This is a genomic window from Edaphobacter flagellatus, assembly GCF_025264665.1.
Classification (GTDB): domain Bacteria; phylum Acidobacteriota; class Terriglobia; order Terriglobales; family Acidobacteriaceae; genus Edaphobacter; species Edaphobacter flagellatus.
Genome location: NZ_CP073697.1, coordinates 4,008,666 through 4,023,261 on the forward strand (window position 1 = coordinate 4,008,666; position 14,596 = coordinate 4,023,261).

General features: G+C 52.1%; 11 protein-coding genes. 7 read left to right on the forward strand and 4 right to left on the reverse strand.

The genetic code is table 11. The annotated features are described in order from the left end of the window. The first annotated feature begins 21 nt into the window (after positions 1–21). Genes KFE13_RS16785 through KFE13_RS16795 form a run of 3 tightly spaced genes read left to right on the forward strand, consistent with a single transcriptional unit; the run spans position 22 to position 3,198 of the window. Complete coding sequence (locus KFE13_RS16785; RefSeq protein ID WP_260704742.1) at positions 22–705, forward strand: response regulator transcription factor; 684 nt, start codon at positions 22–24, stop codon at positions 703–705. Continuing rightward, complete coding sequence (locus KFE13_RS16790) at positions 702–2,135, forward strand: sensor histidine kinase (protein ID WP_260704743.1); 1,434 nt, start codon at positions 702–704, stop codon at positions 2,133–2,135. The genes KFE13_RS16785 and KFE13_RS16790 overlap by 4 nt, the downstream gene beginning before the upstream one ends. 49 nt (positions 2,136–2,184) lie before the next feature. Beyond that, on the forward strand, positions 2,185–3,198 hold the full coding sequence (locus KFE13_RS16795; RefSeq protein ID WP_260704744.1) for a YncE family protein: 1,014 nt from the start codon (positions 2,185–2,187) through the stop codon (positions 3,196–3,198). A gap of 47 nt (positions 3,199–3,245) precedes the next feature. Here the strand turns inward: KFE13_RS16795 and KFE13_RS16800 are convergent, their stop codons facing one another. The 4 genes from KFE13_RS16800 to KFE13_RS16815 form a co-directional block, all read right to left on the reverse strand. After that, positions 3,246–6,338, reverse strand: coding sequence for an efflux RND transporter permease subunit (locus tag KFE13_RS16800; protein ID WP_260704745.1), 3,093 nt, complete (start codon positions 6,336–6,338; stop codon positions 3,246–3,248). After that, on the reverse strand, positions 6,338–7,615 hold the full coding sequence (locus KFE13_RS16805; protein WP_260704746.1) for an efflux RND transporter periplasmic adaptor subunit: 1,278 nt from the start codon (positions 7,613–7,615) through the stop codon (positions 6,338–6,340). Before KFE13_RS16805 ends, KFE13_RS16800 begins: the two co-directional genes overlap by 1 nt. A gap of 8 nt (positions 7,616–7,623) precedes the next feature. Next, the gene (locus KFE13_RS16810; protein WP_260704747.1) at positions 7,624–8,964 is read right to left on the reverse strand and encodes a TolC family protein; all 1,341 of its coding nucleotides are present in this window, start codon (positions 8,962–8,964) and stop codon (positions 7,624–7,626) included. A gap of 78 nt (positions 8,965–9,042) precedes the next feature. Continuing rightward, a complete protein-coding gene (locus KFE13_RS16815; RefSeq protein ID WP_260704748.1) occupies positions 9,043–10,524 on the reverse strand; it encodes an ATP-binding protein in 1,482 nt (493 codons plus the stop codon). A 16-nt stretch (positions 10,525–10,540) separates the two neighbouring features. Here KFE13_RS16815 and KFE13_RS16820 point away from each other — a divergent pair, with 16 nt between their 5' ends. The 4 genes from KFE13_RS16820 to kdpA all read left to right on the forward strand — a co-directional run bounded on the left by KFE13_RS16820 (position 10,541) and on the right by kdpA (position 14,565). Continuing rightward, complete coding sequence (locus KFE13_RS16820; RefSeq protein WP_260704749.1) at positions 10,541–11,671, forward strand: histidine kinase; 1,131 nt, start codon at positions 10,541–10,543, stop codon at positions 11,669–11,671. Beyond that, positions 11,668–12,351, forward strand: coding sequence for a response regulator transcription factor (locus KFE13_RS16825; protein ID WP_260704750.1), 684 nt, complete (start codon positions 11,668–11,670; stop codon positions 12,349–12,351). Before KFE13_RS16820 ends, KFE13_RS16825 begins: the two co-directional genes overlap by 4 nt. A gap of 367 nt (positions 12,352–12,718) precedes the next feature. Further along, positions 12,719–12,802, forward strand: a complete 84-nt coding sequence (gene kdpF, locus KFE13_RS18730; protein WP_390891626.1) for a K(+)-transporting ATPase subunit F — start codon at positions 12,719–12,721, stop codon at positions 12,800–12,802. Beyond that, entirely contained in the window at positions 12,802–14,565 is a 1,764-nt protein-coding gene (gene kdpA, locus KFE13_RS16830; protein WP_260704751.1) for a potassium-transporting ATPase subunit KdpA, read from the forward strand. Before kdpF ends, kdpA begins: the two co-directional genes overlap by 1 nt. The last annotated feature ends 31 nt before the right edge of the window (positions 14,566–14,596 follow it).

Sequence of the window (14,596 nt, forward strand, 5' to 3'; positions counted from 1 at the left end):
AAAATAATCTCAGGTTGATCTATGCGTGTACTTCTTGTCGAAGACGAACAGCGTCTCACTGAAAATATCGTGGCAGCATTGCGGGAAGTAGGCTTCGCCGTCGATTTCGCACTCGATGGAACCACTGGCTCTCACCTCGCCGAGCAAGGTGTCTACGATGCGATCATTCTCGATCTGATGCTGCCGGGCAAAAGCGGCCAGAAGATCCTGCAGGATCTCCGCCGCAAAAAACTTCACAGCCCCGTTCTGATCCTGACGGCTCAGGAAGGCAAAGAATCAATCGTAGAGCTTCTGAATGCTGGCGCGGACGATTATCTGAGCAAGCCATTTGATCTGGGCGAGTTGATTGCAAGAGTCAAAGCCCTGATTCGCAGAGCGAAAGGCGTTGCGACTCCTGTTCTCACCATCTCCGACGTCCAGATCAATACTGTTCAGCAAACCGTACGAAGAAAGGATCAACTCATCGATCTTTCGCCGACCGAGTACCGCATTCTGGAATATCTCTGTCATCGACCGCGCGCCGTCGTCTCAAAGCAGGAGCTTCTCGAACACCTGTACGACTTCGATTGGGAACATCACTCCAACGTGATTGAAGCGCACATCTCCAACCTGCGCAGAAAGCTGAATATCACAGGAACAGAAGAGCTGATCGAAACATTGCGGCATCGAGGTTATCGCCTCCGCGAGGAGCCGGCCGAAGCATGAGTGCCTCGGTCTCCATCACGCGCCGGCTGATCCTTACTGTTCTCTTGTTGGAGCTACTTACAGCACTCGCATTGATCGGGGCCATCATTGTCCACGAGCGCCATGTCGAGCTGACGGCCTTCGATGCCAATCTGCGAGGAACCGCGCAGACTCTGATGGGAGCTGTGCAGGATGCGGAAGATGTAGACGATAATGTGATGCTCGATCTCAGCGATATTCACCTGGCTCGACATGCCATCTTTCTAGTCGAAGAGGATGGTGGAAAGGTTCTTGGATCAAGCGGTAAGGTCCCCGATTTCGATCGATCGTTAACGGGTCCGGAAATCCAGAATAAACGCGTGGACGGTCATGCCTATCGGTTCTACAGCTTTCGAGGCGTCCGAGTCATCGATCCAGGAAAACCTAATGGCGGAACGCGTCACGACATCCGGATTTTCTATGGAATGCCGGTAGACCATGTGTGGCATGAGGTGCTGGAGTCAGTCCGCTTTTTCGCAGCGGCGACAGCCATCCTCATCGGCATGACAGCGATTGTCCTGGCATGGCTCATTCGTCGCGGGTTGCGGCCAATCTATGAACTGGCTCACGAAGCCGAACGTCTTAGTGCAGCAGACTGGCAATTCAATGCTCCTGAAAGCGCCAAGCAGACGGTTGAACTGCGTCCGCTTTCTGCAGCGCTTGAGGCGGCTCTCTTGCGTGTTCAGCAATCCTTTGAGCAGCAACGACGCTTCACCAGCGATGCAGCACATGAACTGAAGACTGATGTTGCTATCGTGAAATCGTCCCTCCAACTGCTCGCTATGCGTAAGCGTACTGTAGAGGAGTACAGCCAGGGGCTGGCTTTGAGCCTGGACGACTTCACGCGGTTGGAGACAACAGTCCAAAGACTGCTTACCCTGGCAAGACTGGAGCAGCCAGTAGAGGTGAAGGGCCAGTCCTGCAGGCTGCGCGATGTGATGGAAGAGGCTCTGCACCAGAGTGCGTCCTTTGCCCAGCTCAAAGATGTGAAGGTGATAAGCGAGCTTTCGGGCGACGTCAGTATCCCGGTAGATAGTCGTGACGCATTGCTTTTATGCTCGAACATTCTCGTCAACGCTTTGCAGCACAGCATGCAGGGCGGAGAGGTTCGAGTTGCCTTGAGAGCATTGAACCAGCAAGTCCAGTTCGTTATAGAAGATGCAGGTGAAGGCATTACTGAAGAGGACAGGCCACATCTCTTCGAGCCCTTTTATCGTGGCGATCCTTCTCGAAGCCGCAAAAGCGGGGGGACAGGGTTAGGCCTCGCTATCTGTAAAGCGATCTGTGATCGGGTGAATGGGACGATCGAGATTTCGAATCGTGTGCCCCATGGTGCTTCGGTCGTAGTAACGCTCCCCGTATGCGCGCACATGGCTGAACCGGTTACTTCAGCTTCAATTAAGGAAGGATAGGAGAGACTAGGATGGCCGGCTCGATGCCGAGTTTATACGGGAGTCTCTCATGCGCTTATATCGAGGATGGATCGTCGCAGCTGTCTGCTCCTTCGCAACATTTGCAACCGCGCAAAATTATCACATCGCAGACCACTGGAAGATTGGTGGACAAGGCGGCTGGGACTATCTACTGAGTGATGATGCAGCTCATCGGCTGTATATCACTCACAACTCGCGCATAGAAGTCGTCGATACTACAACGGGAAAAGTGATTGGCGCCGTCACCGGACTAAAGAGTACACACGGCGTAGCACTGAACCCGGACGGCAGAACAGGCTACGCCAGCGATGGGGCAGGGAATGCGATCGTCGTTTTCAATCGTGCAGACTTCTCTGTAACAGCTACTGTTTCCGCAGGTTCGAATCCTGACGGCATCACCTATGAACCGTCGACGAAGACGGTATGGGCCTTCAACGGGCGCAGCAAAGATATATCCATCATGGATACGACCACCAATAAGGTGGTTGCCACGGTGCCGTTACCCGGCAAGCCGGAGTTTCCGCAGGTTGATGGGCATGGATCTGTGTATGTAAATATCGAAGATAAAAATGCCATCGTAAAGCTGGACGCATCTTCAAAGAAGATCGTGGACACTTGGCAGTTGCAGGGTTGCGATTCTCCCTCCGGAATGGCGATTGACCGAGTGAAGCACAGGCTCTTTTCCGTCTGCGATGGAGACAAGATGGCGGTCCTCGACTATCAGTCTGGCAAGCTACTTGGCTTGGCTGCGATTGGTGATTCTCCCGATGCTGCTGGGTTTGATACAAAGCATGAGCTGGCTTTTTCTTCCAATGGAGAGGGAACGCTTACGGTTGTCTCTGCAGGCAAGCCAGGCTTTCCTACAACACAAGCGCTGAAGACCGCAAGAGGTGCTCGCACAATGGCTTTGGATGCCGTTACCGGGCGAGTTTATCTGGTTACAGCGCAGTTTGGTCCAGCACCTGCTGCTACGCCCTCAGCGCCTCGGCCACGCCCGTCAATACTTCCGGATACCTTTGAAGTGATCGTTGTAGAGCGGTAATCCAGCGAGTGAGTGAAGGGCTGGCGTTCAGTTGAGCGCCAGCCCTTTTAGGCTTCCGTGACAGTATGCCGCGTAAGCAGGTAATAGACCACGGGAGTAACGATCAGGCTCAACAGCATCGATAACACCAGGCCGCCGATGACTGCGATTGCCAGTGGCTGCAGCATCTGCGATCCGGAGCCAATGGCAAACGCAAGCGGTAACATGCCACAGATGGCTGCAGTAGCGGTCATCAGGATGGGGCGCAAGCGTCGCTGAGCGGCGTGGATCATGGCATCTCTGGCATTCGCGCCCTCGTGGCGATATCGCTCGTCGGCGTCGAGGAGAAGAATACCGTTCTTTGCGACAATTCCAATGACCATAATGAGGCCCATGAACGAGGCAACGTTAAAGGTCGTCCGCGTAATGAGCAGGCCAAACAAAACTCCAGCAATAGAGAGGATGGAAGACGTAAGGATGGCTATGGGAGCTGAAAGGTTGCGGAACTCAATCAGAAGGACACCAAAGACAAGTGCCAGCGATAACAGCAGCACGCGTAGCAGTTCACGGAAGGATTGCTGTTGCTCCTGATAGGTTCCACCGTATTCGATCCGTACGGTCGGCGGAAAATGCATAGCGCTGACGGTTCGTTGAACTTTAGCAATCGCAGTCCCGAGGTCGGTGCCCTCAAGTCTGCCAGTGACAGTGATAAGTTGCTGTAAATTTTCGCGCTTGATTTCATTCTGGGGCGGCAGTTGTGTGACTTGCGCAAGAGCGCCTAGCGTCGCCAGCTTTCCCGTCGAACTATTGAAGACAGTGTTCTGGATGGTATCGAGAGATTGACGAGTCTCTTCGCCGAGGCGAACACGGATGGTGTAGGGTCTGCCGTTAGTGATGAGAGGATTTACGGCGTTCACACCATCCAGAATGGATGTGGCGTCCTCGGCGACTTCGCTTGCAGTGAAGCCCATGCGCCCAGCAACGCTTGGGTCGATCTGGAAGTTTGTAGCGGGTCCGCTGATCGTATTATCGATGCCATTTTGAATATCGACAACGCCACCAATTTTCGAGATAGCGTCTCCGATGCGAGGGCCGAGGTTGGCTAAAAGCGCAGGATCATTCGCGAAGACTTTGATCTGGATGGGCTCTGGAGCGTTGGATAGATCGCCGATCATGTCCTGCAGAACCTGTGTAAATTCGATGTCCAACTCAGGTTCAGCTTTCTTGATCTGTGCTCGTGCGTCTGCAATCACCTCGTCGATTCCACGATCACGCGAGGTTTTCAGCTTGACGGTGATGTCGCCTGTATTGGCTTCTGTTACTGCGGCAAGGCCCATCTGGAGGCCTGTGCGACGCGATGTGCTCTCGACCTCGGGCATATCGTGCAGAATGCGATCTACATGTTGTAGCACGCGGTTCGTCTCCGATAAGGAGCTTCCGGCGGGCATGATGTAGTCAAGGATAAAGCCCCCTTCATCCATTTCTGGAAGAAGGTCGGAGCCCAGAGAGCGATATGTAAACCAACTCCCTGTAACGAGGACGACACATAGCCCAAGAAGCGATGCAGGATGTTTGAGCGACCAACCGAGCCCTGTTCCATGCCAGCGCAGAATCCTGCTCATCAGCTTTCCATGGGTTTCATGGCTGGCTTTTGTGTTGTCGCGTTTTTCGCGCAATAGCACAAGGCTTAAAGCTGGAGTCCACGTCACGGCAAGCAGCAGTGATGTGAGGAGGGCGATGGTCATCGTGATGGCAAGGGCTCGGAAGAAACTACCGGTAACGCCGGTTACTGAGATCAGCGGAAGAAAGACGACAACTGGAGTGATGGTCGATCCGAGGAGCGGGACAGCAATTTCTTTCAGCGCAAGGCGAGCTGCTATTGCACGGTTTTCTCCATTATCGCGGTGCAGGACAATGTTCTCCACAACAACAATGGCGTCGTCGATGACCAGGCCTATTGCGGCAGCGAGGCCGCCTAACGTCATCAGGTTGAAGCTTTCGCCGATTGACTTCAGCAAAAGGATCGTAATCGCAACAGTGACGGGTATTACCAGACCAGCTACCAGCGAAGATGTCCAATCACCAAGGAAAATGAAGAGAACGATGCAGGCGAGTACTAATCCAGTGAGGATGGCATCCCGGACGCTACGGATGCTTTCGCGCACAAGCTCAGATTGGTCATAGTAAGTCTCGAGCTTAACCCCAGCGGGGAGCGTCTTTCGTAGCTTGTCGATCTGCGTGGTCACCGTATCTACAACGGCGACGGTGTTGCTTGATGGCTGGCGTGTGATATTCAGCAAGACAGCATCTTGACCATTTGCAGTAACGGTTGTGTAGACAGGGAGTACTCCAGGTTGAACGGTGGCAACGTCCGCGATTCTGATGACAACTCCAGATTGCGAAGTTTTTACCGCAAGACGGCCTAGTTGGCTTGCATCATGAGCTTGCGCGCCAACAAGGCCGAGGATCAGCTGATGATTTGCTTCATACAGCCCGGGGGAATCGACAATATTGGATGCATCGACAGCGTTGACAAGGTCAAGGATGGTAACGCCAGCGGTTTGCATGCGCGCCATATTTGGCACGATATGGAACTCAGGTATCTTCCCGCCCTGCACTGTGACCGTGCTGACGCCGGGAAGGCGATTCAGTTGCGGCTTCAACTGATATGTTGCAAGCTCCCAGAGCTGGGTCTGTGACAAACGGTCTGAGGTGAGGCTGTAGCCCGCAATTGGAAATGTTGCGAAGGTAAGGCGATTGGTGGTGATGACGGCAGTTGCAGGAAGTGTCTGACGGACCTTGCCGAGAGCAGCATCGACTAACTGGAGCGTCCTGAACATATCAACGTTCCAGTCGAAAAACAGGCTTACCTCAGCTGAGCCTCTGCTTGTTGTTGAGCGGACGGTAAGCAAGCCAGGGACGGCATTCACCGCGTCCTCAATGGGCTTGGTTACGGTTACCTGCATCTGTTCGACAGGCATCACTCCGTTATCGACGCCAATGACGACACGTGGAAAATTCGTTTCCGGAAAAACGGAGATTGGAACTTGCGTTGCAGCATAGAGCCCGGCGATCGTAAGGACGATCAGGAAAAAGAAGATTGGGCCGCGATAGCGTACAAGCCAGAAGTGTCCCTCGACGTTAGCAGGATGCTGATCCATCAATTTTTATCTCCGCTGGGCTTCTCTTCGTCCTCTTTGCCGATCTTGACTTTGGTTCCTTCGTCCAGACCATAGGCGCCGGTTGTGATCACTGTTTCGGAGCCGCCAAGGCCCTGAGTGATCTGAATATCAGTTCCGTCATTAATGCCTACCTGCACAGGCTTTTTGTGAGCAGTGCCGTCATCTCCGGCGACCATGACGAACTTGGAGCCGTCTTGGTTTGTAAGGACAGATGCCATCGGTACTTTTATGGCTTTTGTTACTGTCCTTCCGGTGATGGATGTCCGTACCGGAGTTCCAGCTTTGTACTTGTTCGAATCATTCTCTATGCGGAGCCAAACCTCAACCGTAGTGCTTCCTGGATCAAGCGCCGGACTGATGAGCGTGATTTTTGCAGGAACTGGCTCGTCAACACCGGGTATTGAGACGGATGCGGAATCGCCGACGTGCAACCTTTGAGCGAGAGTTTGTGAGAGATGGACCTTTGCAAGAAGTGCTGACGTGTCCATAACGGTGATGAGCGGACTGCCGGATGCAGCCGTTTCGCCAGGGAAGAGTGGCCTGTCTGTAACAACTCCGGAGATGGGGCTGTGAATTTCGGAATAAGACACTAAGGCTTCTGCTGCTAAATACTTTCCCTTTGCAGAGGAGAGCTGGCCTTGGGCCTGCTGCATTGTTGCCGTACGGCTCACTTTTTGCAATGAGTTGAGATGGTTCAACGCAACATCATAGGCCGACTTCGCTTGGACGAGAGCGGCTACAGCAGTGTCATAGTCTCTGCCTGCGATGGCGCCTTCATCGAGAAGCCTTTTGCGCGATGCAGTAATCTCTTCCTGCAGATGCAGTTGTGCCTTTGCCTGCGCGACATCTAATTCCGCCTTGTTGTAGTCCTCGGGAACCTGGGCCTTTGTCTGCATCTGAAACGCGGCTTCAGCAGCGTTGTATTGCCCTTTATTGTCCTGAGCCTGCGCAACGAGATCCTGATTCTCAAGGACAGCGAGCAGCTGCCCCGCTTTAACCTTTGAACCACGTTGAACATAAAAAGCCTTAACTGGCGCCGTAATTTTGGGCGAGATTGCGGCCTGCGCGAGGGGCGAGAGGGTAGCGTCGGCAGTGATGTGTTCAGATATCTCGCCAACTTCGGGGCGCTCAGCCTGAACTGTGACCAGGGGTGCCGTATCGGCGTCCGTGTTCTTTTTGCAGCCTTGCAATGAAAAGGCTGACAGCAATAACGAAGCTAGCGTGAGTGTACGAAAGAAGTTTTTATTTGGATTCACGTTCTGGCTCACAGTGTTCCTGTAAGAATTTGGAGTGCTGCAAGTGCTGACTGGTAGCGAACAGCCCCATCCGCCTGGGCTATCTGTGCTGCAAGCAAAGTATTTTGCGCGTCAACTACTTCCAGTGCCGTTGATTCGCCCGCTGAATAACGAAGCTTTGTAAGTCGCAAACTCTCGATCGAAGAGTGCACGCTCTGGTCGAGCAGATTGAGCTGATCGCGTGCGGTGTTGGCCTCGGCATAGGCTTCTTCCAGAGTTGCGATCAGGCGTCTCTGTGTAGCAGTCAACATCGTTTTCGCTGCGTCTCGCTGGATTTCACTTTGCTTGATACGTTTCTGAGTGGAGAGCCAGTCCCATACCGGGATATCGAGTGTTCCGCTGATGGAGTAGCCAAGATTTCGCACGCCATCCGGACCATACTTGGCAAATTGTGCGGCATCGATGCCATAGGAAAAATTCAGAGCCAGATCTGGAAGGTATCCGGCTTTGGCCGATGTAACCCCAGCATCGCCAGCCTGCACGCTTGCGAGTGCACTTCGTAAATCAGGATTATTGGCAAAAGCTGACTGATTCACTTCATCACGCGTCGGCATTGCAGGAGGCGCTCCGGGAGCTTGCGTGGTGTAGGCGGTTCGGGGATCGGGGAAGAGAAGAACTCCTAATTCCAGTCTGGCTTTGTCTGCGGCTAGAACTGCATCGCTAAGGTCTCGTTGGCGTTGCTGCTGCTGAAGCTGAGCTTTGACGACATCTGCATGCGCGATCTCGCGGCTGGCCTCGCGTTTTTGGGTTAAGTCCGCGAAGGTAGTGGCTTCGTCATAGGCTTCACGCAAAAGTTGTCTTTTGGTCTCTGAAGTCGATACCTGGTAGTAGAGATTGACAACCGCAGCGACTAATCCGCGCCGAGCTACTTCCAGGTCAGCTGATGCAACGGCCGCGTTAGCTGACGCAACGCGCGCATCGGCTAACTGCTTGACTCCGATTGTTTCGTTAATGGAGGCCTGGCTCACATATTCGTGAACGGCATTATTAGCGATGAAAGCTGGGAGCGTCATCGTTCCCTGGTTAGTCTGACCATTCGGCTGCGTATATAGCATCTGGTTGTGATACACCACCGATGGGAGAAGTGCCGCCTTAGCAAGGTAGCTATTAATTCCTGCATTCTGTTGCGCTGCGATTGCGCGAGCGAAGACTGGCTCATTTTGCTGTGCGCGATGGATAGCATCGGAGAGAGAGATGATCGGGCTGGTTGTTGCCTCCTGACCCCGAGCAAGCAGAGCGAGGCTTGAGAGAACCAGAACAGCTGGAAATCGAACTTTCGGCCAGCGACACCCTTTTTTTATCAACAGCATAATGAGAAGGATAAGCCCATAACCTTAAAGCTGGATGAAGCTTTAAAAGGGGGCAGAGTTCTGCTTTTTCGACAAAATCTATATATTTTGTGAGTTCATTGCCGGGTGGAGTTTAAAGTTTGTCGAGTTTGCTGCCGGCAAATAAATAGTAAAAACAGATCCTTGTGCAGGCTGACTCACCACGGAAATTGTTCCGCCATGGGCTTCTACAATAGCCCGGCTGATAGCAAGCCCCATGCCGGTTCCTTGTGCAGAGTGCTCTTGAAAACGGCCACGGTAAAAGCGTTCAAAGATCAAAGCTTGCTCGGTAGAATCGATACCTATTCCTCGATCTGCAACGCTGATGGCTACCATATCCATATGCCGTTCTGCGCGAACGATGATCGGAGTACCTGCATTGGAATATTTGGCCGCATTCTCGAGAAGGTTGCAGATCACCTTTTCCAGCAACGTGGCGTCCGCATGAATGGCCAGCTCATCATCAATTTGAGCCTGCAACGGATGTTGATCTTCTATCCAGGAGCAGGCATCGCGTGCAGCATTCACCAGATGGCGTACGCTTACCGTGTCAAAGTGCATCTGAACTTGCTGGGCATCCAGTTGTGCCATCTGCACTGCTTCGGAGACAAGCAGGTTAAGTCGATCGCTTTCCTCATTAATAATGCTTAGCAACTCTCGTTGATCGGTGGGACTGACCTCGCTTTGTAAGAGAGTAGTCGCGGCCCCTTTAATTGAAGTTAGAGGCGTCCGCAGGGCATGTGTGATGGAGTCGATCATCAGTGTGCGCAGCCGCTCACTTTCCTTTGCGGCATCGTTTCTCGCAACACTCTCCAGTGCCAGTGCGCGATCGATTGCAATGGATATCACTCCACCCAGAGCATCGGCTGTCTTTGCAGAGAGAGTTGCTCCTCGCAGCAGCAGCAGCCCTTTAGGGCGTACGCCAGAACGTAGCGGAACCTGTATCTCATCGTTTTCAACCTGTGTGTTTTGTAGAGAAGTGGCAAGTTGTCGAAAATGTGGAATTTCAATTTCTGAGATAGAGTCGTTGCCTGCCTGATATAAGCGGTCACCTTCTAGCAGGTAAAGCATGCCAAAGGGGGCTCCTGTTACTCCTACCACTGCCGAGGGCAATGAGGTTAGCAGGGCCGGAAGGCTTTCAGATTGCAAGATCTCCCGGCTTAGCTGAAATAAAATCTCAAGCTCTCTTTGTCGGGTGCGGGCATCATCGGCTTCGTCCCGCGCCTTCTGGGCCAGACGGCTGGCCGTTATGGCTGTAGATAAGAATGCAAAAAGTGCGATCCAGTTCTGAGTGTCCGCAATCGTAAACGTATTGAGCGGAGGAAGAAAGAAGAAGTTATAGCAGGCAGCAGCAGCAAAAGAGATAACTACGGCATAGCGTAATCCCCAGTTTGCTGCCAGAAGCAGAACAAGCAGTAGTAGAGTAAGTGCTACTGTCGTTGGGTTAACATGGAGCCAGCGCTTACATACGAGTACAATTCCGGCGAGAGCGCCGAGTGCAAGAAACCATTTGGTGGCAGCAAGTGTGCGCCGAGAGTTCATGGAGGCATTGTACGACTTGAGTGATCCCGTAAAGTCGCCAGAAGATTGGCTCTCCGTCTCGGAGACAGAAAAGCAGAGAGGGCGCTTTAAGATCTTTTTGGGCTATGCCCCAGGAGTAGGCAAGACATTCAGCATGCTGAGTGAGGGTATCCGACGCCGGAGCCGTGGCGAGGATGTCGTCATTGGTATTGTGGAAACGCATGGACGTGCGGGAACATCAGAGCTGGCTGCCAAACTTGAGCAGATCCCACGCAAAGAGGTCGAATACAAGGGCACTGTCTTTTATGAGATGGATGTCGACGGTATCCTTGCGCGAATGCCGCAAGTCGCTTTAATAGACGAATTGGCACATACGAACATTGAGGGTAGTCGATTCGCGAAACGCTACGAAGACGTTTTTCTTCTGCTCGAAAACAAGATCGACGTGCTGAGCACGGTCAATATTCAGCATGTTGAAAGTCTTTCTACACGCGTAAGAGCGCTCACCGGAGTGAGCGTGCGGGAGCAGGTGCCGGATTGGGTTTTGGACCGGGCTGATGAAATCGTGATTAGCGATTTGACTCCCGAAGCTCTCATCACGCGTATGCGACGTGGTGATATCTACCCCATGGAGCGTGTGGAGCGCTCGCTATCGAACTTTTTCCGCCGTGGGAATCTCATTGCACTGCGTGAGATGGCGCTTCAACGTGTCACTCGTGCAGTCGATCGGAATCTAGACGATTATGTAAGGCGTAAGAAGCTGGGATCACATTGGATGGTCTCTGAAAAGATTGCCGTGTGCATCAGCTCGGGCACGCAGTCCCGGGATCTTATCGCTCGAGGAGCGCGTATGGCTGAGGCGCTGGACGCGGAATTGTATGTGCTTCATGTGGCGAGCGAACGGGATGAAGAGCCTGATCGTAAGAGGCTGCTGGAAGCAAGTTTTCAGTTCGCGCGAAATCTCGGAGCATCCGTTATTGAGTTGACTGGTAATGATACGCCGAGGACAACAGCCGCCTTTATTAGAGAGAATCGAATTACACAGGCATTGGTTGGCCGCTCGGCTACGCATGGCCTTAGAAGCTATTTCTACTACCTTGCTATTCAGAAATTCATGTCAGAAGCGCCACATGTGGACCTTCATATTGTTACGCAGGAGAGCCATTGAAACGTATCCTGGTTGTAGATGATGAGCCCCAGATCAAAAGAATGTTGCGTACATCCCTGCAAAGTAGCGGGTACGAGGTCATTCTTGCCGCGAATGGTTTGGAGGGCCTCGCAGAAGTTGAAAAGCATCAGCCAGATTTGATTATCACCGATTTGGCCATGCCAGAAATGAATGGTTTGGAGTTGACGCAAGCAGTTCGGCGAATCACGTCCACACCCATTATTGTCTTGAGTGTCAGGGATACAGATGTGATGAAGGTATCCGCTCTCGATCAAGGAGCCGATGACTATCTCACGAAGCCCTTCAGCATGCCGGAGCTATTGGCCCGTGTCCGAGCGCAGCTTAGGCGCGTTCCTGATGCGGAGGTCATGGCATCACGTCTTGCGGTGGGAGATTTTACGATCGACACGGACGCTCATGAAGTGACGGTGCGTGGTGAAGTGGTTCATCTTACGCCAAAGGAGTTTGACCTCCTGCTCCATTTCGCTCGATCCCCCGAAAAGGTTTTAACGCATAAAGTCTTGCTAAAAGCGATATGGGGGCCTGCGGGAGAAAATCAGCCTGAATATCTCAGGGTCTTAGTCGCAGGATTGCGCAAAAAAATAGAGCGTGGTGAAGGGCTTCGGTATATTCAAAGCGAGCCTTGGGTTGGTTATCGGTTTCATCCAACGCTGGATTGATTTACGCTTTCTTAACTTTTTTTCTACGGACTTCCAATGCCTTACGGGATTTCAATAACCCATGAGGCGATAGATGAAGTCTCTGGAATTATTGAAGTCTCCTGCCCCCACTACTCTTCGCAAGTTGTACCCTACCTGTTTTTTCATAATGAAAAACGATAGAGAAGATCGCGCAGAGAAAAACCTGCGTGCCGTGCCCGTTTTTGAGGGCAATAAAAGTATTCGCTTCGTGCGCGTTTACAAAGAAAGACGCATAAACAGAGGTTGGAATGACTGACATTGTCTGCGTAGCTTCGCTAGCCTTTCTCTTTGCCCTGAGCGTGCTTTACGTATACGGCTGCGACGGCCTGAAAGGGAAGTCCCGATGATGATTAATGTTTTGCTTTTCGCCGTTTCCATAGCTCTGCTTGTCTATCTTGTCTATGCCCTCCTGCGTCCGGAGAAATTTTGATGTCAGTTAATGGTTGGCTACAAATCATTTTATTTATTGCCATCGTTGTCTTGTTAGCGAAGCCTCTGGGCATCTACATGGCACGTGTTTTTGAGCGGCGAAAGACTTTCTTGGATCCGGTGTTGCTCCCAATAGAGCGGCTTATTTACCGGATGACGGGTGTCCAGGCCGATACTGAGATGGTATGGACAGAATATGCTGTTGCCACAATAGCGTTCAGCGCGGCTACGTTGTTTCTGACATATGCCGTTGAGCGAGTTCAGCACCTGCTTCCTCTCAATCCGCAACACTTATCAGCCGTAGAGCCCATTCTGGCACTTAATACTGCAATCTCGTTTACAACGAATACAAACTGGCAGAGTTATACCCCAGAAACGACGATGAGCTATCTCACACAGATGCTCGGACTGGCAACGCATAATTTCTGGTCTGCCGGAGTGGGCATAGCTTTGGCTATAGCGTTTGTTCGCGGTATATCTCGCAAAGAGACTAGGTTACTGGGTAACTTCTGGGTTGATTTGACTCGGGCCACTCTTTGGGTCCTGGGACCGATTTCACTGATTCTCGCTCTGGCGCTAGTCTCACAAGGAGTTGTGCAGAATTTTCGGCCATACGATACCGCCAAGGTTCTTGAAGTTCAGAAAACGGTTGGAGCAGATGGAAAAGCTGCGACCGTAGCAACCCAAACAATTGCTCAAGGCCCTGTTGCTTCTCAGGAAGCAATCAAAATGCTTGGTACAAATGGTGGTGGGTTCTTCAATGCGAATAGCGCTCACCCATTTGAGAATCCAACGCCGCTAACGAACTTCCTGCAAATGCTGGCTATATTCATTATTCCGGCTGGACTGGTAATGACACTTAGCCAAATGGTTGGATCTCCCAGGCATGGATGGGCTGTTTTGGCTGCGATGATCTTCCTGTGGTTTGCGGGGGTGTTCACATGTTACTGGGCTGAATCGCAACCAAACCTTCTGGTACATGGTGTTGATCAGCATGTTTCGGTTCTTCAGGCTGGCGGCAATATGGAGGGGAAGGAGGTTCGCTTCGGTATTGCCAACTCGGCTCTGTTTGCGACCGTCACTACGGATGCAAGCTGCGGCGCAGTGAATAGTATGCATGACAGTTTCATGCCGTTGGGTGGAATGGTGCCCATGATAAATATCCTGCTGGGCGAAATTGTGTTCGGTGGAGTTGGTGCGGGGCTTTACGGCATGCTTATCTTTGTCATCCTGGCTGTCTTTATCGCTGGATTGATGGTAGGCAGAACCCCTGAGTATCTCGGGAAAAAGATAGAGGCGTACGACGTGCAAATGTCGATGCTTTACATCCTTATCTTCCCGCTGATCATTCTTGGGTTTGCAGCAGTCTCGGTGCTAATGCCGAACGTTGCCCTAACAAGCCTTACCAATCATGGTGCTCACGGGCTAAGTGAAATTCTTTACGCTTATGCTTCAGCGACCGGGAACAATGGGTCGGCCTTTGCTGGGTTAAATGCGAACACGCATTGGTACAACTACTCACTTGGCGTCGCCATGTTTTTTGGCCGATTCATGATGATGATTCCAATGCTTGCTGTTGCAGGGAATCTTGCCCGTAAGAAGATAGTTCCTGCATCGGCTGGAACATTTCCTGTGACAACATCTCTTTTCACGATTCTTCTTGTAGGCGTGATTTTGATCGTGGGCGCTTTGACGTTCTTCCCGGCACTGTCTCTCGGACCAGTTCTTGAACATCTGCTGCTGCACGCTGGAAAAGCGTTTTGAAGGAATTAGGAGATCTAAAGTGTCATCTCAT